16 protein-coding genes are annotated in these 18814 nt (G+C 42.8%); 11 read left to right on the forward strand and 5 right to left on the reverse strand.

Annotated features, from left to right (window positions below):
- The first annotated feature begins 26 nt into the window (after positions 1–26).
- Positions 27–443, forward strand: a complete 417-nt coding sequence (gene tnpA / locus BUQ89_RS12375) for an IS200/IS605 family transposase (RefSeq protein ID WP_074202473.1) — start codon at positions 27–29, stop codon at positions 441–443.
- A 114-nt stretch (positions 444–557) separates the two neighbouring features.
- On the opposite strand, the gene BUQ89_RS12380 is transcribed toward tnpA (BUQ89_RS12375), so the two are convergent.
- Positions 558–1139 (reverse strand): tetratricopeptide repeat protein, encoded by a 582-nt coding sequence (locus BUQ89_RS12380; RefSeq protein WP_177183637.1) that lies wholly within the window; start codon positions 1137–1139, stop codon positions 558–560.
- Positions 1140–1901: 762 nt separating this feature from the next.
- Here BUQ89_RS12380 and BUQ89_RS12385 point away from each other — a divergent pair.
- Both BUQ89_RS12385 and BUQ89_RS12390 read left to right on the forward strand, forming a co-directional pair.
- Complete coding sequence (locus tag BUQ89_RS12385; RefSeq protein WP_036574183.1) at positions 1902–3143, forward strand: TraB/GumN family protein; 1242 nt, start codon at positions 1902–1904, stop codon at positions 3141–3143.
- A 100-nt stretch (positions 3144–3243) separates the two neighbouring features.
- Positions 3244–5109: an ABC transporter ATP-binding protein gene (locus BUQ89_RS12390; RefSeq protein ID WP_028462516.1), complete on the forward strand. Its 1866-nt coding sequence runs from the start codon at positions 3244–3246 to the stop codon at positions 5107–5109.
- Between the two features lie 147 nt (positions 5110–5256).
- On the opposite strand, the gene BUQ89_RS12395 is transcribed toward BUQ89_RS12390, so the two are convergent.
- A complete protein-coding gene (locus BUQ89_RS12395; RefSeq protein ID WP_074202621.1) occupies positions 5257–6489 on the reverse strand; it encodes an RNA-guided endonuclease InsQ/TnpB family protein in 1233 nt (410 codons plus the stop codon).
- 29 nt (positions 6490–6518) lie between these two features.
- Here BUQ89_RS12395 and tnpA (BUQ89_RS12400) point away from each other — a divergent pair, with 29 nt between their 5' ends.
- The 5 genes from tnpA (BUQ89_RS12400) (at position 6519) to BUQ89_RS12420 (ending at position 11622) form a co-directional block, all read left to right on the forward strand.
- A complete protein-coding gene (gene tnpA / locus BUQ89_RS12400) occupies positions 6519–6935 on the forward strand; it encodes an IS200/IS605 family transposase (RefSeq protein ID WP_074202622.1) in 417 nt (138 codons plus the stop codon).
- 127 nt (positions 6936–7062) lie between these two features.
- Positions 7063–7734, forward strand: a complete 672-nt coding sequence (locus BUQ89_RS12405) for a response regulator (RefSeq protein ID WP_028462448.1) — start codon at positions 7063–7065, stop codon at positions 7732–7734.
- 460 nt (positions 7735–8194) lie between these two features.
- On the forward strand, positions 8195–10201 hold the full coding sequence (locus BUQ89_RS12410) for a sensor histidine kinase (RefSeq protein ID WP_051537755.1): 2007 nt from the start codon (positions 8195–8197) through the stop codon (positions 10199–10201).
- A 1-nt stretch (position 10202) separates the two neighbouring features.
- A complete protein-coding gene (locus tag BUQ89_RS12415; RefSeq protein ID WP_028462447.1) occupies positions 10203–10859 on the forward strand; it encodes a response regulator in 657 nt (218 codons plus the stop codon).
- 361 nt (positions 10860–11220) lie between these two features.
- Positions 11221–11622, forward strand: coding sequence for a hypothetical protein (locus tag BUQ89_RS12420; protein WP_028462446.1), 402 nt, complete (start codon positions 11221–11223; stop codon positions 11620–11622).
- 289 nt (positions 11623–11911) lie between these two features.
- Here BUQ89_RS12420 and BUQ89_RS12425 read toward each other — a convergent pair whose 3' ends face one another.
- On the reverse strand, positions 11912–12751 hold the full coding sequence (locus tag BUQ89_RS12425; protein ID WP_245813058.1) for a hypothetical protein: 840 nt from the start codon (positions 12749–12751) through the stop codon (positions 11912–11914).
- A 377-nt stretch (positions 12752–13128) separates the two neighbouring features.
- Here BUQ89_RS12425 and BUQ89_RS12430 point away from each other — a divergent pair, with 377 nt between their 5' ends.
- Positions 13129–13773 carry a TetR/AcrR family transcriptional regulator gene (locus BUQ89_RS12430; RefSeq protein ID WP_028462444.1) on the forward strand — a complete coding sequence of 215 codons (645 nt, stop codon included), beginning with the start codon at positions 13129–13131 and terminating at the stop codon, positions 13771–13773.
- Between the two features lie 14 nt (positions 13774–13787).
- Positions 13788–14840 carry a metal-dependent hydrolase gene (locus BUQ89_RS12435; protein ID WP_028462443.1) on the forward strand — a complete coding sequence of 351 codons (1053 nt, stop codon included), beginning with the start codon at positions 13788–13790 and terminating at the stop codon, positions 14838–14840.
- Positions 14841–14880: 40 nt separating this feature from the next.
- On the opposite strand, the gene BUQ89_RS12440 is transcribed toward BUQ89_RS12435, so the two are convergent.
- Both BUQ89_RS12440 and BUQ89_RS12445 read right to left on the reverse strand, forming a co-directional pair.
- Positions 14881–16557, reverse strand: coding sequence for a MutS-related protein (locus tag BUQ89_RS12440; protein ID WP_051537753.1), 1677 nt, complete (start codon positions 16555–16557; stop codon positions 14881–14883).
- Positions 16558–16839: 282 nt separating this feature from the next.
- Positions 16840–18072: an RNA-guided endonuclease InsQ/TnpB family protein gene (locus BUQ89_RS12445; protein WP_074202524.1), complete on the reverse strand. Its 1233-nt coding sequence runs from the start codon at positions 18070–18072 to the stop codon at positions 16840–16842.
- A gap of 30 nt (positions 18073–18102) precedes the next feature.
- On the opposite strand from BUQ89_RS12445, the gene tnpA (BUQ89_RS12450) reads away from it, so the two are divergent.
- On the forward strand, positions 18103–18519 hold the full coding sequence (gene tnpA / locus BUQ89_RS12450; protein ID WP_074202623.1) for an IS200/IS605 family transposase: 417 nt from the start codon (positions 18103–18105) through the stop codon (positions 18517–18519).
- Positions 18520–18814: the final 295 nt, after the last annotated feature.

Raw genomic sequence — 18814 nt, forward strand, 5'->3', positions numbered from 1 at the left:
ATAATTATACAAAAAGGAATTTGTCTATGCAAGTTAATAACGATGTAAGAACAGGAAGACATTGCGTTTTTAATCTTCATGTTCATTTGGTCTTTGTAACAAAATACCGTAGAGATGTTTTCTCCGGAAGGGTATTAATTGATTTGGAAGAAATATTTAAAAACGTGTGTTTGGATTTTGAAGCAGAATTGGTGGAATTTAACGGTGAGCATGATCATATTCACCTTTTAGTTAACTATCCACCAAAAATTGCTATTTCTAACTTGGTAAATAGTTTGAAAGGCGTTTCAAGCCGACTTATTCGCAAAAAGAATTATCCCGAAATTAAAAATAAGCTTTGGGGTAATATGCTTTGGAGTCCAAGCTATTTTGCGGGTAGTTGTGGTGGAGCACCACTCTCGATTATTAAGCAATATATTGAACAACAGCAAAGACCGCATTAAACAGGCTTCGCTTGTGCGCTTATATCTCCGCCCTGAAGGACGAAGTTTTACGCGCTATTTGATAATACTGATTCAAGCCAGTAGTCCGGGCAAGTCACTTGCTGCATATGAGCATTATCTATCAGCGACGCTCATATTTCCTAATCGCTCGCGAGAGGCTCTCTGAGCCTGAGTGAGTTGTTCAGAATTGAGCGACAACATAATCTTATTACGCATCAATGCCGCTTCATCAATACCTGCAGCCGCAGCCAAATTTAACCACATATAGCTTTTCTCCAGATCAGCAGCAACACCATAGCCAACCTTGTAGATCATTCCCAGCTCATACTGGGCTAACGCATGATTTTTTTCCGCCGCCAATTCAAACCATCTGGCCGCTTCTTCGAAATCCTGAATAGCGCCATTTCCGGTTAAATACAACAATCCCAGCTGATATTGCGCATCAGCATCCCCTTTTCGGGCCCTCTCATAATACAGCTGCACCATAAAGAAACGGTTATTCGTCCGTAACTCTGTAAGCGCAGGATCTGTACTGACCTCGGCGATTACTTCTGTTTTCTCTGGGGCTGTCATATGCGTTGGATTCTTCGATATCGGACCGGTTTCAGGACTACCCTGCCATTCCGTGATCTGATCTAATGTGATTTCGCCCGCCTCAAGTTGTTGTGACCGCACAACGCTTTGGTCAGGTGTCAAAACATTCATCCAGGCAAAGTATGCCAAAAGGAAACCACAAAAAAATACCATACCCACTATAAAATATGCCTTTTTATATGGCACCCAATAACGTGCCTTACACGCATGGCAATGCAGTGGTCTGAGAAAGACTTTTGATAGTGTCCGTTCTCCCTTACGTACTCGAGATCTGTGTACTCTTTCACTCCCACATTTAATACATTCTCTACGCATTACTTAACTCACTAATATAAACAAGCATTACGGTCTGCAAGATTATTTATTGCTATTGACGATTTTCTGCAACATAAAACTAATCTATTAATAGATTAATCGTTAATTATCATAGCCAATATTTGAATAACCAGAATAGCTTTTGTAAAGTCAGGCATTATCAGCCTGACATCATTTATTTACAGCAGGATCTTTATCTAAAACATCCATTGTAAAACCTAATAAGCAGAATGAGCAATGCACGCCTATCATTTGATTAATCATGTTTCATGAAGCCTATTGCCACCACCTTAATACTATGTTCGCATTAACCAGACTCATCTGACCATCAACAATTAACCTAAAAAACATTGCCTTATACGCCTATGGAGGCTATTATAACTGTTAACCTGGCTGATTCCATAATTGCATCGTAAGGTAGCAGCGGGCCATTTATAAATAAGTTAATGCATCAAGTATCCGATTCATATCAAATAATGAGCACCGTTCGAATGACCATTCATTAACCCGAACTTCATCGACCTACACGCCAATAAAAATATAACCCCCATGACCGAATTAAACCAAAACGATACCGGACTATCCGAAGAAGAAAAAACGATCGATGAACCACTTAGAATAATCAAGCTAGATGGCTGTGATATTACGCTTCTGGGTACTGCGCACGTTTCAAAGGCCAGTGCTGATAAAGTCCAGGAACTCATTGCCACGGGAAAATTCGATGCAGTCGCTGTCGAACTGTGCCCCAGTCGCCATAATGCAATCGTAAACCCGGATTTATTAGCTAAAATGGATTTGTTCCAGGTGATCAAACAAGGTCAGGCCAGCATGGTCACTGCAAGTCTCGCATTAGGTGCTTACCAACAGCGAATGGCTGAGCAATTTGGTATTGAACCAGGCGGTGAAATGCGGGTTGCCATTAAAGATGCAACAGAAGCTAAATTACCCGTCGTATTAATCGACAGAGAAATCGGCATAACGCTCAAACGAATTTATCGTAATGTTCCCTGGTGGAAACGTTTTAATTTATTTGGCGGTCTGATTGCAAGCATTCTGACTCAAGAAAAGATTAGCGCAGCTGAAATTGAAAAACTAAAAGAAGGAGATATGCTCGAAAGTACCTTCTCGCAATTTTCTGAGAATGAAAAAGATTTATTTCAACCCCTCATTAGCGAGCGAGATGAATATATGTCAGCACGTCTTTTAAAAGAAAGTAAAGAAAATAATTATCGGCATATACTCGCGATCATCGGTGCTGGACATATGCATGGCATGAGCCAACTACTCCAGTCCAACACCATCAATAATCCAGATGAAAGCATCGCGAAACTAGACATCATTCCCAAATCATCCAATTGGTCTAAATATTTACCCTGGTTAGTAGTCGCATTGGTTCTAACTGGTTTTGCAATTGGCTTTACACGTAGCTCTGAAATTGGGACAGCGATGCTGATTGACTGGGTGCTGATAAACGGAGGGCTTTCCGCACTAGGCGCAGCCATTGCCTTTGCTCATCCACTCACCATTATGACTGCATTTATTGCCGCACCGATCACCTCGTTAAATCCGACAATTGGCGCCGGCATGGTGGTTGCGGCAGTTGAAACTTATTTACGTAAACCTAAAATTGCTGACTTTAATCGACTCCGCAGCGACACAACCAGTTTAAAAGGCTGGTGGAATAATCAAGTGACACGCATATTACTTATCTTCCTGCTATCCACAATTGGTTCTGCCATTGGTACTTATGTTGCTGGTTTTAGAATATTTGAGCGATTAGGTGGAGGCTAATCAAATAAAGATACCGCTCAAACATAGCCTTGGTATCCGGCGAAATAAATTAAAATGGCTCATTTGATGAGTAATAAAACAAAGATCAGCGTATAAAGCCATGTTTAGTTTCTTTGAACGTCTTACCAACCCTTTTCCACCTGAACATCCGACCGAACCACCCAAGGGCTTATACCTGTTTTGCCGCCACTATACTCGCGGAATTGAGCCCTATCTCTTATTGATGGCAATATTGACTACGGGCCTTGCCATCAGTGAAGCCTTGCTCTATGGCATTCTGGGACAAATGGTCGATTGGTTGGCCACAAAAGATTCACAGAATTTCCTACAAGATGAATGGCAAACCTTACTCGCCATGTCATTGTTCATACTGATATTCATACCAATCCTAGTGTTAATGCATGCACTGGTAACACACCAAACCTTAATGGGTAATTTCCCAATGATGGTGCGTTGGTTATCTCATCGCTACCTACTCAATCAAAGTTATGCATTTTTTCAGCACGACTTCAGTGGCCGCATCGCTACCAAGGTGTTACAAACAGCATTGGCTGTCCGTGAAACCGTGATGAAGCTACTGGATGTCATACTCTTTGTAACCGTATATCTGGCTACAACACTGGTACTCGTTGCCAATGCAGACCTTCGTTTGTGCTTACCCTTACTGGCCTGGCTGGTTGCATATCTTATTATTTTGTTTCATTTTATTCCTCAATTAAAGCATATTTCTACTTTACAGGCAGATGCTCGATCACTTATGACCGGCCGCATCGTCGACAGCTACACCAATATCATCACACTCAAACTTTTCTCCCAGAATCAGCGAGAATCAGCCTATGCACAGGCAGGAATGCAAGAATTCATGGCTACCGTGCATCCGCAAATGCGCCTGGTCACATGGCTGAAAATATGTGTCTGGACTATTAATATGCTGCTGATATTTATTACGGGCACGCTGGGTATTTATTTATGGATCAATGATGCCATGGGTCCTGGAGCTATTGCCATCGTCTTGAGTCTGGCAATTCGTCTTACGGGTATGTCGCACTGGGTTATGTGGGAAGTTAGCAACTTATTTGAGAATATCGGTACCGTCCAGGATGGCATCAATACCTTATCAAATCCACAAAGCATTACGGATACACCGAATGCACATGATTTACAAATAAAACGAGGCGCGATTCACTTTAACCACGTCGGTTTCTCATATGCACTAGAAGCCGATAAGCCGGATCAGCCGAAAAATATTCAAATCTTTGATGACCTTAATCTACAGATTGGTGCTGGCGAAAAGATCGGTATTGTCGGTCGCTCGGGAGCCGGAAAATCAACATTTGTTAGCCTGTTGCTACGATTCTATGATGTTCAACAAGGCAGCATCAGCATTGATGGGCAAGATATTCGCCAAGTCAGTCAAGACAGTTTGCGCGCCAATATCGCCATGGTGGCACAGGATATTTCACTTTTACATCGTTCAGTGCGCGATAATATATTATTTGGTAAGCCCGATGCCACAGAAGCGCAGATGATCCAGGCTGCCCAACAAGCCCAAGCACATGAGTTCATTCAGGCACTGACTGATAGCAAAGGCCGGAAAGGGTATGATGCCCACGTAGGCGAGCGCGGTATCACGCTTTCAGGCGGCCAGCGTCAACGGATTGCAATTGCGCGCGTACTACTCAAAAATGCCCCTATACTGGTATTGGATGAGGCAACATCTGCGCTGGATTCAGAAGTAGAAATCAGTATTCAGCAAAGCCTGTACCAACTGATGGAAGGAAAAACAGTGATTGCCATCGCGCATCGTTTATCCACTATCGCAGCCATGGATCGTCTCGTCGTGTTTGATAAAGGACGCATAGTAGAACAAGGCAGCCATGCCAAATTAATCGCGAACAATCAGCTCTATGCCCAATTATGGAATCATCAATCGGGCGGGTTCCTGGGCTTCCTGGAAGATAAATAACATGCCGCATGATCATTATCAGATGACCCAGAGAACGGCCAAGCACCTAATCTCTCACGATAAAAATGCTTTATCAACCAAGACACGTTAATAACCACAGGTTTGACATCCTCCCCTTCCTAAACGAAGGGGATTCCTAGCGACTTATTAAGCCGTTAAGAGTAGGTTTGTATTGCTACTGTCTACTGGTTCCTGCTTCTTAGACGAAACTAACGTTTCAACTCCACAGGCTAACAAGCGATGTCCTCGCTCAAGTACATTCAAGGCACCTACCAAGTCGGCATTGGCTTTAAATCCACATTCTGTACATTCAAAAGCACTTTGGCTTTTGCGATTGTCACGACTAACATGTTGACATCCAGGGCAGGTTTGAGAGGTGTATTGAGGGTTTACCTTCAATACATCCCCGCCTGAACAAGCCTGTTTATACTCCAAAAACGAAACGAACATTCCCCATCCTTGGTCAAGAATGGATTTGTTTAGACCCGATTTCGCTTTGACGTTTTTACCATGCTTTTCAACACTGCCCTTGGCACTCTTAGACATGCTTCCTATCTTTAAATTCTCAACTACGACCATTGCGTGATTTTTGCTGATTTCGGTTGAGGTTTTGTGTAAGAGGTCTAAACGAGCATTGGCAATACGCTCATACAGTCGGGTAATGATTTGTTTCTGCTTTTTCCAGTTAGCAGAGAAACGGACTTTTTTAGACAGCTTACGCTGTTCAAAAACCCGTTTCTTTGATAACTTTCTGAAACTGTTTAAAGGTTCTACGTATGAGCCGTCTGACAAGGTTACAAAGCGGGTAACGCCCATATCAACACCAATCATACTGGTTGAGCTATGACGCTTTAGCTCGGTCTCGTACTCAGTCTGAATCGACACGTACCAATAACCGCCTTTACGGGAAATCGTCATATTTTTAACGTCACCAATGACTTGGCGTGAATTACGATATTTCACCCAACCGATTTTAGGCAAGAACACTTTGTTAGACTCTTGCTCCAGCTTAAATCCTTGTGGATAACGAAAGCTGTCACTCAAACCTTTTTTCTTGAATTTTGGAATCCGTTTTAAAGGCTGTTTTTTATCAAAACCGTCTTTGAACGCTTTTTCTAAGTTTTTTAAGGCTTGTTGCAACGGTTGAGAATGAACGGTTTTTAGAAATCCATAATCTTCTGAGGATTTCCATAGCTTTAGCCAAAATGACAACTCGTTGTACCAAAGCAATGGCTGTTTCTGCTCTAATCTGAACAGATTCATTGCTAAGGCTTTATTCCAAACAAACCGATTAGCACCCGCAAACTCAACCATCTTCTGTACTTGGTCAGAATTTGGATTGAGTCGAGATTTAAAGGCTTTGCGTATAATCTGCTTCATGGTTATAATTATACAAAAAAAATTGGTCTATGCAAGTTAATAACGATGTAAGAACAGGAAGACATTGTGTTTTTAATCTTCATGTTCATTTGGTCTTTGTAACAAAATACCGTAGAGATGTTTTCTCCGGAAAGGTATTAATTGATTTGGAAGAAATATTTAAAAACGTGTGTTTGGATTTTGAAGCAGAATTGGTGGAATTTAACGGTGAGCATGATCATATTCACCTTTTAGTTAACTATCCACCAAAAATTGCTATTTCTAACTTGGTAAATAGTTTGAAAGGCGTTTCAAGCCGACTTATTCGCAAAAAGAATTATCCCGAAATTAAAAATAAGCTTTGGGGTAATATGCTTTGGAGTCCAAGCTATTTTGCGGGTAGTTGTGGTGGAGCACCACTCTCGATTATTAAGCAATATATTGAACAACAGCAAAGACCGCATTAAACAGGCTTCGCCTGTGCGCTTATATCTCCGCCCTGAAGGACGAAATTTTACGCGCTATTTGATAAAGATGTTACGATCCAGGCAGGAGACGACACAGCAGTGCGTTTAAAAAGGCGCAGGGGTTAACATGTCAAATTCAAAAGCACAAGTTATGCTGGTAGATGACCATGCCATGCTGCGACACGGTATTGCAATGCTCGTTAATATGGAGCCGGATATGGAAGTATTCGCTGAAGCAGGGGATGGCAGCGAGGCACTGGCCATACTTAAACAGAACCATCCTGTCGATATCGTTTTGCTAGATGTAACACTCAAGACTGTTTCCGGCTTGGAAGTCATCAAAAATTTACATACCTATTTTCCCTCACTACCGGTGCTCTTTGTTTCCATGTATGACGAGACGGTTTATGCTGAACGGGCCTTACGAGCCGGCGCACGGGGTTATGTCATGAAGCAGGAGCCGGGCGAGGTATTGGTAACGGCTATCCGAGAAGTATTAAAAGGAAATATCTATCTGAGCAAACAAATGCACACCAAGCTGCTGAATCAAATTACAACGGGGCGCTCAGAACCCAAGCAGTTAATCAACAGCCTGACGCCCAGTGAGTTTGAAGTATTGCATTTGATCGGAACCGGGCATAGTAGTCAGGAAATAGCTAAATTGCTTGGCCGCAGCATCAAAACAATTGAAACCCATCGTTTTAATATCCGGACCAAATTAAACCTAAAAGACAGCGCCGATCTGGTACGTTATGCCACGCGATGGATTTTAGAAGAACTTAAGAAAGCGATGTCATGATGACCGGTCAGAACAATCTTCGAGGTCTTTGCAAAATCCCCATGGCCAAAAAATTAACCCTTTATAATCCATAGCATAAAACTTATGGTAAGAGATTTTACAAAAATCTCGGAATGAATGGCGCCTGGCAACATCTTTTACTTGCCGAGAGGGTCGCACAGCATGTCAATTCAGCGTCTATACCGATAACGATAACACCTGCCACTTTCGGCTCTATTGGAACCACATCGTCGCACAACAGGGAAATGAAATACCGCTCTGCTACATTCCTGATGACGGTGGCTATCGTAAGTTTGGTCGTTTTCGGACGGGCGCACAATAACCAATCATACTCCTAAGTATCACTTCCCATTCTTGAATTGGATAAAACCGGAACCCTATCCTTATCTCCCCAGTCTGAGGGCCGAGGTTTCTCGGATACTTTTTTAATGAATCCATCTGTTTAAAAGGAGCGTTGCGTTTGTCTTTAACTCATAGTCATTACAAGATCATCGTTATTGGTGGTTTACTGCTAATGGGATTAACCCTGGCAAAGAGTATCGCAGTTTATGATGTCATGCGACAACAACTCGAATCTACTCTCGGCAGAGGACTTAGCGTTGCATTACAAAGCAAGGCACATTTTCTTGAGAGCCAAATCGAAAGAGGTTTGGCTAATACACGCACATTGACTACCCCCCCTTTTCTGGCTCAATCAATACAGCAACTCAATGTGCAACCAAATAGCACCCGCGCGCTGCACGACTTAACAGAAAAAGTCCATTCATTACTACAGGCTGGTTTCTCCGCTGCAATCGTTTACGATACACACGGTAACGTATTGTCACAAGCAGGTCATTTCTCGGGAAACCAGATACCATCACTGCCATTGAATCAGTACATGCATACAGCCTTGCTATGGAATGGACAGTTTATCCTGCGTACTCGCAAGGATGTGCTGGATAGAAACGGCCACAGCATTGGCAGCATCATAACGGAAAGCCCGTTACCGCAATTAACCCGCAGTTTTGATGAAATCAGAGAAATCGGCAAAACGGGAGAATTTATTTTATGTGCGCCACCGGAAGACAGTGAAAAGGAAGTTGCATGCCTGATGAGTCAGATCGATGGTGTAAAATTTAAACACTTGTCGTACCTGGTCGAAGATGAGGCAGTGCCAATGAATTATGCACTGGAAGGAAAAAATGGCGTGATGACTGTAAAAGACTACCGTCGGATACGGGTAATTGAAGCCTATGCACCATTACCCGTTATCGGACTGGGCATGGTACTGAAACTGGACGAAGAAGAATTACTCAGACCGGCGACTGAAAAGTTAAAAACTATCGTACTGTATCTTGCTGGATTAATCATCGCCGAGATACTGCTATTAAATTGGTTTGTACGCAAACTGATTAAATCGAGGCGGGAAACACGGCGCGCTAAAGCGAAAACCAAACAGTTTTCTATACAGCTAAGTCATAAGGAATCTGAGTTACAAGAACGCTTGAAGGAAATCACCTGTCTCTATGATATTCGCCGTAGCATAGGAATGGAATTGACGATAGACAGCGTCTGTCAACAGATTTTCAAGCACCTGATACCCGCATTGCAATATCCGGAAAATGTATTTATCGTGATCGAAATCGATGGGAGACGAATCACTTCTATGCATCATAACCAAACCTTAACGCATGAGCTGCGATCAGAGATCAACATCAACGGAAAGGCATCGGGTCAATTAAGTGTATTCTATCCTGAAGACAAGCCACTCCTATTGCAAGAAGAACAACAACTCATTGACACCATCGCAAGTGATCTGGGAAGTTGGCTTGAACGCAAGCATTTAGAGCGAGCACTTGTTTCTATCGCGGAAAAACAACAACATACGATCGGGCAGGAACTGCACGATAATCTTGGGCAGCAGGTGGCCGCCATTGGCTATCAAGTCAGAGCGTTAGAGAAAAAGATATTTGCTACCGGAAATGAAGATATGGCAGCAGTCGCTGCTTCTATTGCAACACAGGCACAAACGATAGTCATACAAATTAAACAGCTCGCACAGGGATTGCTGCCATTTGAGCTTGAAGCCAATGGCTTGATACCCGCATTGCAAACATTGGCAGCGCGTATAACCACGACTTATAATATTACCTGCGATTTTTCATATAAAAATACATTTATTATTCATGATAACAATATCGCGCTGAATCTTTATCGAATTGCCCAGGAGGCGGCCAATAACGCAATACGTCACGGTCATGCACAACATCTGGTAATATCGTTGACTACTGAGGAAAAAATGCTCTGTTTATCAATATGTGACGATGGTTGCGGCTTTGCGGATAACAATACAAAACAGGAGACGATACAAGGCATGGGTATTAGGATTATGCAATATCGTGCAAAGCAGCTGGGTGCCCAACTGGAATTCCTGCCGCGCGCCGAAGGTGGTACAACAGTACGCTTAGAAATGCGAATGGATTAGCATGCCAACTTCAAAAGCACAAGTCATGTTAGTGGATGGTCATGCCATGTTGCGACACGGTATTGCAATGCTCGTCAATATGGAACCGGATATGGAAGTATTTGCTGAGGCTGGTGATGGTAGCGAAGCGCTGGCAATACTCAAGCAGAACAGTGCTGTCGATATTGTTTTGTTAGCTGTGACACTCAAGACCGTTTCCGGTTTCGAAGTGATAAAAAAAATACATACTTTGATTCCCACGCTACCCGTACTTTTTGTTTCTATGCATGACGAAATGGTTTATGCTGAACGGGCTTTACGGGCCGGTGCACGGGGTTATGTCATGAAACAGGAACCTGGTGAAGTACTGGTAATGGCTATCCGGGAAGTATTAAAAGGGAATGTTTATCTGAGCAAAAAAATGCATGCCAAGCTGCTGAATCGAATTGCAACTGGCAATCCAGAGCCTGAAGAATTGATCAACACCCTGACACCCAGTGAATTTGAAGTACTGCATTTGATTGGATCGGGCCACAGCAGTCAGGACATTGCCAAGCTGCTTAACCGCAGTATTAAAACAATTGAAACCCATCGTTTTAATATCCGGACCAAATTGAATCTGAAAGATGGCGCCGATTTGATACGTTATGCTACACGCTGGATTTCAGAAGGACACTAAGGGCCTTCTTTACGCACATAAAATCAAGAAGAGACCTTTGCAAAACCCCAACAGTTTTAAAATTAACCTTTTATAATCAATATCCTAAGACAATACCCTGAAACTTCAGGCAAGGATTTTTGTAAAAGTCTGAAGAAATATTTTCTTGCTGCAATGAGTCTGATGATTTAATCTGAGAACCTATCCGAGCCATTCTCCTTACGGCTGTTTGTCAATAAGCTAGCTACGAAAATACGACCTAATGGTTTCCCTCACTCAAAAGCAATGGTTTCCTCCATTAAAAAACAATAGTTTCCCTAATATACACCTGGGTGTCGATTCACTAAACTGATTAACAGTCAAATCACCCGGAGTCATTATCATGAAAACAGGAAAATATTCTAAGGTTTTATCAGTATTGGTTGTATTACTTGCTTTTGCACCGATGAGTCTGTTTGCATCAGTTCAAGATAACAGCAATGAACTCGATCATGATATTTTGGCAAAACAACACGAAAATTCAGCCAGAAAAATGCAAGCACAAATAAAAGAACAAGAAGACATTCTGAAGAATAAACCCCGTGGCAGTTATTATGGTAGAACTGGTCAGAAAATCAAATCGCGGGTTGCGCACCGGATTCATCAATACGAGAAAATAGCAACTGCTCATCAGGATAAGGCTACTTATCACTATAAAATGGCTGCCGAGCAGAGCAATGGGCAAACGAGCGCGCAGATAAACGGCACAAAGGGAAGATCAGATAGCCATCATGGTTCGTTATAGAAACTGATCGAGTCGCATAACATATCGTATGGATGAAGAACACAATAAATTATTGATAGCCCCCTCTTCATCCTCAATATCAACCGCCAATATTGTCCATAAGCTTTCAGGCTCAGAGTGGCGGCCTCACAATAAAGATACAATGACTATTCAGCTGTATCCGTGCCAACATAACAACGCTCATGCTGTTTGTTTAGACAGTAGCAAAACAAACAGCAAAGCCTGACCGATTTTATCTATAGCGCATACAACTTGATCCAACCACTCCTGTCTGACAAAACAGACAAATTTAACGGATCTGAGCAAAACTCCCATCGGCCTGACGGAACCAGCTTTCCTCAGTAAAAGCATCAAAAATAGCGGTAGCATTGGTTGCAAAACAATCACCCACCACTTGGCTGGTAGCCGTGCCTGCAAAAGAAAAGGTAACGGGTGGATTAATTGTAATCATTCCGGGAATATCCTGAAAAGATTCGAACTGTGTTGTCATATCGTAGCAGACATCCATGTTAACAATTAGATTGGCGGTTTGTTCCGGCGCATTCATAGTACAGTACGTACCTGCAAAAGAATCCTGCAGCGCTCCGGCCGGATTCGGCATGCCTGGCATATCAATTGAGATTCCCTTGATTTCAGATGAAGTCATACGGTTACTTCCCAGCACAGAAATACCTGTTCTTGCAGGTGAAGATGGAACCGCACAAAGGTTACTATTAGCATCATCCGGAAGTGCAATGCACTGGCCATTCGTTGTAACCTGTACCACATCACCATTCTGGCTAAATACCATGCCCGCAGGGACATCGGTCGTGTTACATCCAGCAATACTGCCATTTTCTCCGGTAGTTGATATATGACTTAATAAACTTGCAGTGGTCTCAATGAAGGTTGGATGCTCATGTCCCCAAGGTCCCCCTAACACAAAAATTTCGTTATCTTTCATACCGACATAAATATCGGTTGCAGGGTAATACCGGAAGCGCCAGGGCTCAACACTTTGTGTAACCTGATGATCTACGAAGAGCTCCGGGTAATGATTCTCAGCCCAATTAAAAATAGTCTCAATATCACTGTTCGTATCGGCTAAAACAAGGCTGCTATTTCCTAAAAGCAGACAAAAAGACAACACGAAACACCTTAATCCATTTTTCATATTAACCACATTCCCCTATTTCTAAAGAATTTCTTTTTTTATTTTGATTGTTCCCCATGGCTCGCTTTTAGCAAGATAACGGATGAAAATGCCCTGGATAGCACGCCACTTGTCACAATATAATGAGCCGCAAATTATAAACTTATTTCCAAAATTAAAGAAATTAATAAGCAATTAACTCCGCCCTATTGACCATTAGCTTAATAAGGGTAAATTAATCACATTATCGACCATATGACTTGAAATCGGATCATCAAGTTATCGCAGAAAATTGGCTCAGGAGCGCATTAAGAAATAGCCAATACGAAACTTCTGACTTATCGTACGCCCAATTCACGCAGGAGGATAATCCAATGCCCGACAACAATCATTTTCGTGAAGCAATTATCGATACCGCACTCATGCTCGGATCACTTTCTTCATGGGAAGCAGTGCGCCTTTATGATATAGCCGCTGAATTGAATATCTCTCTGGATGAAATACGTCTTCATTTTCGAGAAAAGGAAGATCTGGTTGATGCCTGGTTTGATCGTGCTGATAGCCTGATGCTTAAAACAGCCCATTCGACTCATTTCCTGAATCTTTCAACACAACAGCGCTTACATTGCCTCATCATGGCCTGGCTTGACGCACTCGCTCCCCACCGTCAGGTGACAAAGCAAATGATCTGCGGCAAGCTGGAACCTGGACATTTACATATCCAGATTCCAGGCTTAATGCGCATCAGTCGTACCGTACAGTGGATACGCGAGGCAGCACAACGGGATGCGACTTCTATACGTCGTGCGCTGGAAGAAACTGCACTGACTACACTCTATCTGATGACATTCTATTATTGGATGCGTGATTCCTCGAAAGATTCGCGGCATACGCGAACATTTCTTGATGATCATTTAAGTCTGGCCAAATGGCTGGACCATACCATTTATGATCACCGATGTCATCAATCTGACAAGACACACTCAGCCATCTCAGCTTCTGACGAAACAGTGCGTTAATTCATCCGGCTCATATGGATACCCTTACCCACGCTTTAAGTGGCGCTTTACTTGTATATACGGCTAGCCGATCCACATCCAAAACGGATGGACTGCCTTTACGAATACAAATGGCAGCCGGGTTTGCCGCCGCTGCTTTTCCTGATCTGGATTTTGTACTGCGGGCTATAAACACGTTAACTTATCTGAATTGGCATCAGGGTCCCACCCATTCGTTGCTTATGCTGCCTATATGGGCCTACCTGCTGGCTCAGCTATTTTCCAGAATCACACGAAAACGCTATAGCTGGAGAACTTTTTTTATTCCGGCTTGTCTTGGCATAGCGATTCACATCGCAGGTGACTTCATTACCGCATATGGAATCATGCTCTTTGCACCACTGACGCTTCAGCGCTTTTCTTTACCACTGGTTTTCGTCGTTGATTTATGGTTTAGTTTATTCATCATTGCGGGGCTCATTAGTGCCTTCATTTTTCCACGACAGAAGATCGTAGCTATACCGGCATTCATCGGCCTTTTCGGATATGTTCTATCTCTATGGATACTACAGGAACGCGCCATCAATACAGGCCAGGCTTTTGCGGAAGCACAGGGATATCCGCATACTAAAATCAATGTATTGCCACAACCTTTTTCACCTTTGCATTGGAAAGTAATTGTGAATCATGAACAACACTATCATGTTGCATTGATCAATCTAGGCCATACTCAAGACACAATTACACACACTTCTGATGTGAATTTGTTACAAAAATTTATGACCGCCTACCAGCATACTACGATGGCACATTGGCAATATTACTCGTTACTGGGCAAACCTTCTGCTGATACCACGCTGGCGCGTACAGCCTGGTATCAACCCGACTTGGCTGATTTCAGGCGATTTTCAGTATTCCCGGCACTCGAACGTATTCAACACAAAACAGATGAGACTTGCGTCTGGTTTTTTGATTTACGTTTTAGCTTACCTGTACTACCACCCTCATTCCGTTACGGCATGTGCCGTAATCACGCGACACACAAATGGCGTATGCTTCAACATGAAAGCACATTCTGGATTGATTGAGACATCCTCCCCACCTAAAGACGGGCATGATATAACGATTTTATGTTACAGGTTCATCGGGTAAATTAGATGGTGAGCGACGGGCAGCCAGATGTTTTTCTACATCTTCCTTGCTAAAGCCGATTCTGGTTGCAACGTGCTCAGCATGACTGACTCGAGAAATCCCAGGAATCAGTTGATGCGTTGGACCATGTGCTGCAAACGCAACCTGTAAATACTTACCAATCCCTTCACCCTGTAAACGCTCACATAATTCATGATTATGCGTGACCAATAACGTACTGGTTCCAAGCTTATAAAAGCCCTTCAGAATATACTCGGACAGCGTCATTTTTTCTTCAAAAGTAGTCCCTTCTGAAAGCTCATCCAGCACGGCAAGACTCCGCGACGTGGCATTAAAAAAAATCTCGCGAGTTTGCTTTAATTCATGGCCAAAACGCCCTATTTCAGCATCCAGGCGACCGGGATCGGGCACCTGATAGAAAAAATGCTCCACCGGTACCAGTTGCGCACGTGAAGCTGGAATGTAACAACCAATTTGACCGAGCAACTGAACCTGAACGACCGTTTTGCAGTAGGCTGTTTTACCACCGCTGTTCGGCCCCGTGATAATCAGCAATCGCTCCGATTGATCCAATGCAATATCATTCGGAACAAAATCCGGAGAAACTTTGTCCAGCAATGGGTTCCGTGCTGCCGTCACGTTCAGCACGTGGTGTTGTGCATCCAGTATGTCGGGTAATGTGACCACACCATCAGTCGATAAGGCATAGCGACGAAAAGACAACAATTCATCAATCATGCCCATCGCTTCCAGCGCTTTAGCCAGATCCTGGCTTTGCCGAAACTGTTTACGCAACGGATAAATAATCGAATCACGATCAGAAACCCTGATCGCAAGCAGGATAATTGGAATCGCTATTATAATCAGGGCCAAAATCCCATAACCCATATAAGAGGCACCTAATTCCGGCAGCATCATCTGAAAAGCATACAGAATACCGCTGATTGCTGCCATAAAAATGAGCATTGGAACCGGCTTAATCATAGAGGGACGAAAACGAGGTATAGGCCAAAAGCGGGGTTTTTCCTGCTGTGTTTTGAACTTTCCATCCACCAGGTAAACCGGTCCGCGCATTAAAGCATAGATGCGAGACCGCCCGAAATCACGAATAGCACCAAACAGGCTATGCAGATACGGCGTTTGTGGCTGGGGAAATGCATTGACCGCTTCAACCAGATCCACTACAAATCGGGTCCCATTAATATATTGACGATATCCATAGCCACCAAACGTTAGTTTGTTCGAATCACTGAGTGGCTCGTCGCTAGACAAGCCTCCTATAAATTCACCATAAAGCAACGGATAAAGCGCCTTTTCACCCACGGCCATATTTTCGATAAAATGCTTTAGAATACCGTGCATTTCAGGATTTGATTCGAGCTCACGCACCGCTGCCTGTTTTTCTATCAGCGCCTGAGCATCACTAATCGGGCGTGCCAATGAACGATAAAGAATCAGATGACCCATATGCGTTTGTGTCAGATTAATCACATCAAACAGTGCATCGACCTCCATCGCATCAAAAGTTCTGGGATCCAGCGCGCCATAATCACTATCTATTGGCCGCATAGCCGATATGTTGGCCGGTTGGGCCCCACTCGACAGGATTAAGGAGTGGTGCCATATTGACGCAGATTTAGTCGATATATTCATGGATTTCTCTACTGGTCGCTTTTCATTTATCACGCATCGCTGGATTGATCACCGCACTATTCCAGAGAACGCCTATTCCTGCCGCATTCTAATCGCTTTTGCACTCATCCTCTCAACAGATTCCGACTGGTAAAAACAACTTAATTCCGCCGATCATCCATAAACCGACAAGAATGCGTTTCCTCCAAATACAATGATTGCACTGATGACACCAATCTAGTTTCGTATTCGCAATCATTGACATCCTCCCCTTCCTAAACGAAGGGGATTCCTAGCGACTTATTAAGCCGTTAAGAGTAGGTTTGTATTGCTACTGCCTACTGGTTCCTGCTTCTTAGACGAAACTAACGTTTCAACTCCACAGGCTAACAAGCGATGTCCTCGCTCAAGTACATTCAAGGCACCTACCAAGTCGGCATTGGCTTTAAATCCACATTCTGTACATTCAAAAGCACTTTGGCTTTTGCGATTGTCACGACTAACATGTTGACATCTAGGGCAGGTTTGAGAGGTGTATTGAGGGTTTACCTTCAATACATCCCCGCCTGAACAAGCCTGTTTATACTCCAAGAACGAAACGAACATTCCCCATCCTTGGTCAAGAATGGATTTGTTTAGACCCGATTTCGCTTTGACGTTTTTACCATGCTTTTCAACACTGCCCTTGGCACTCTTAGACATGTTTCCTATCTTTAAATTCTCAACTACGACCATTGCGTGATTTTTGCTGATTTCGGTTGAGGTTTTGTGTAAGAAGTCTAAACGAGCATTGGCAATACGCTCATGCAGTCGGGTAATGATTTGTTTCTGCTTTTTCCAGTTAGCAGAGAAACGGACTTTTTTAGACAGCTTACGCTGTTCAAAAGCCAGTTTCTTTGATAACTTTCTGAAACTGTTTAAAGGTTCTACGTATGAGCCGTCTGACAAGGTTGCAAAGCGGGTAACGCCCATATCAACACCAATCATACTGGTTGAGCTATGACGCTTTAGCTCGGTCTCGTACTCAGTCTGAATCGACACGTACCAATAACTGCCTTTACGGGAAATCGTCATATTTTTAACGTCACCAATGACTTGGCGTGAATTACGATATTTCACCCAACCGATTTTAGGCAAGAACACTTTGCTAGACTCTTGCTCCAGCTTAAATCCTTGTGGATAACGAAAGCTGTCACTCAAACCTTTTTTCTTGAATTTTGGAATCCGTTTTAAAGGCTGTTTTTTATCAAAACCGTCTTTGAACGCTTTTTCTAAGTTTTTTAAGGCTTGTTGCAACGGTTGAGAATGAACGGTTTTTAGAAATCCATAATCTTCTGAGGATTTCCATAGCTTTAGCCAAAATGACAACTCGTTGTACCAAAGCAATGGCTGTTTCTGCTCTAATCTGAACAGATTCATTGCTAAGGCTTTATTCCAAACAAACCGATTAGCACCCGCAAACTCAACCATCTTCTGTACTTGGTCAGAATTTGGATTGAGTCGAGATTTAAAGGCTTTGCGTATAATCTGCTTCATGGTTATAATTATACAAAAAAGAATTGGTCTATGCAAGTTAATAACGATGTAAGAACAGGAAGACATTGCGTTTTTAATCTTCATATTCATTTGATCTTTGTAACAAAATACCGTAGAGATGTTTTCTCCGGAAGGGTATTAATTGATTTGGAAGAAATATTTAAAAACGTGTGTTTGGATTTTGAAGCAGAATTGGTGGAATTTAACGGTGAGCATGATCATATTCACCTTTTAGTTAACTATCCACCAAAAATTGCTATTTCTAACTTGGTAAATAGTTTGAAAGGCGTTTCAAGCCGACTTATTCGCAAAAAGAATTATCCCGAAATTAAAAATAAGCTTTGGGGTAATATGCTTTGGAGTCCAAGCTATTTTGCGGGTAGTTGTGGTGGAGCACCACTCTCGATTATTAAGCAATATATTGAACAACAGCAAAGACCGCATTAAACAGGCTTCGCCTGTGCGCTTATATCTCCGCCCTGAAGGACGAAGTTTTACGCGCTATTTGATAAAGAGAAACAGCACTGGTGTTGTTTAACTGTCTCCCGATACATAATAACGATATGAGATGCATTGGATTGCTGTCAACCGCCTCGACATCCTATTTCTGAATTCTCCGGATCATGATATCAGTCACTGACAAAACAAGAACACTCAATTTGAAATTTTCCGAAGTAATCTCCAGAATCTTCCTTGAAAGCACAGAATATGCCCATCTGAAATGAAATTCAAGCGGGGATGA

Source organism: Nitrosomonas cryotolerans ATCC 49181 (assembly GCF_900143275.1).
GTDB classification, from domain to species: domain Bacteria; phylum Pseudomonadota; class Gammaproteobacteria; order Burkholderiales; family Nitrosomonadaceae; genus Nitrosomonas; species Nitrosomonas cryotolerans.

Bases quoted from the DNA above. Each gene is read 5' to 3' on its own strand.
- BUQ89_RS12395 (WP_074202621.1), bottom strand. From the start codon at position 6,489: ATGAAGCAGATTATACGCAAAGCCTTTAAATCTCGACTCAATCCAAAT.
- BUQ89_RS12415 (WP_028462447.1), top strand. From the start codon at position 10,203: ATGCCAACTTCAAAAGCACAAGTCATGTTAGTGGATGGTCATGCCATG.
- tnpA (WP_074202622.1), top strand. From the start codon at position 6,519: ATGCAAGTTAATAACGATGTAAGAACAGGAAGACATTGTGTTTTTAAT.
- tnpA (WP_074202473.1), top strand. From the start codon at position 27: ATGCAAGTTAATAACGATGTAAGAACAGGAAGACATTGCGTTTTTAAT.
- BUQ89_RS12390 (WP_028462516.1), top strand. From the start codon at position 3,244: ATGTTTAGTTTCTTTGAACGTCTTACCAACCCTTTTCCACCTGAACAT.
- BUQ89_RS12445 (WP_074202524.1), bottom strand. From the start codon at position 18,072: ATGAAGCAGATTATACGCAAAGCCTTTAAATCTCGACTCAATCCAAAT.
- BUQ89_RS12440 (WP_051537753.1), bottom strand. From the start codon at position 16,557: ATGAATATATCGACTAAATCTGCGTCAATATGGCACCACTCCTTAATC.
- BUQ89_RS12420 (WP_028462446.1), top strand. From the start codon at position 11,221: ATGAAAACAGGAAAATATTCTAAGGTTTTATCAGTATTGGTTGTATTA.
- BUQ89_RS12435 (WP_028462443.1), top strand. From the start codon at position 13,788: ATGGATACCCTTACCCACGCTTTAAGTGGCGCTTTACTTGTATATACG.
- BUQ89_RS12385 (WP_036574183.1), top strand. From the start codon at position 1,902: ATGACCGAATTAAACCAAAACGATACCGGACTATCCGAAGAAGAAAAA.
- BUQ89_RS12405 (WP_028462448.1), top strand. From the start codon at position 7,063: ATGTCAAATTCAAAAGCACAAGTTATGCTGGTAGATGACCATGCCATG.
- tnpA (WP_074202623.1), top strand. From the start codon at position 18,103: ATGCAAGTTAATAACGATGTAAGAACAGGAAGACATTGCGTTTTTAAT.
- BUQ89_RS12430 (WP_028462444.1), top strand. From the start codon at position 13,129: ATGCCCGACAACAATCATTTTCGTGAAGCAATTATCGATACCGCACTC.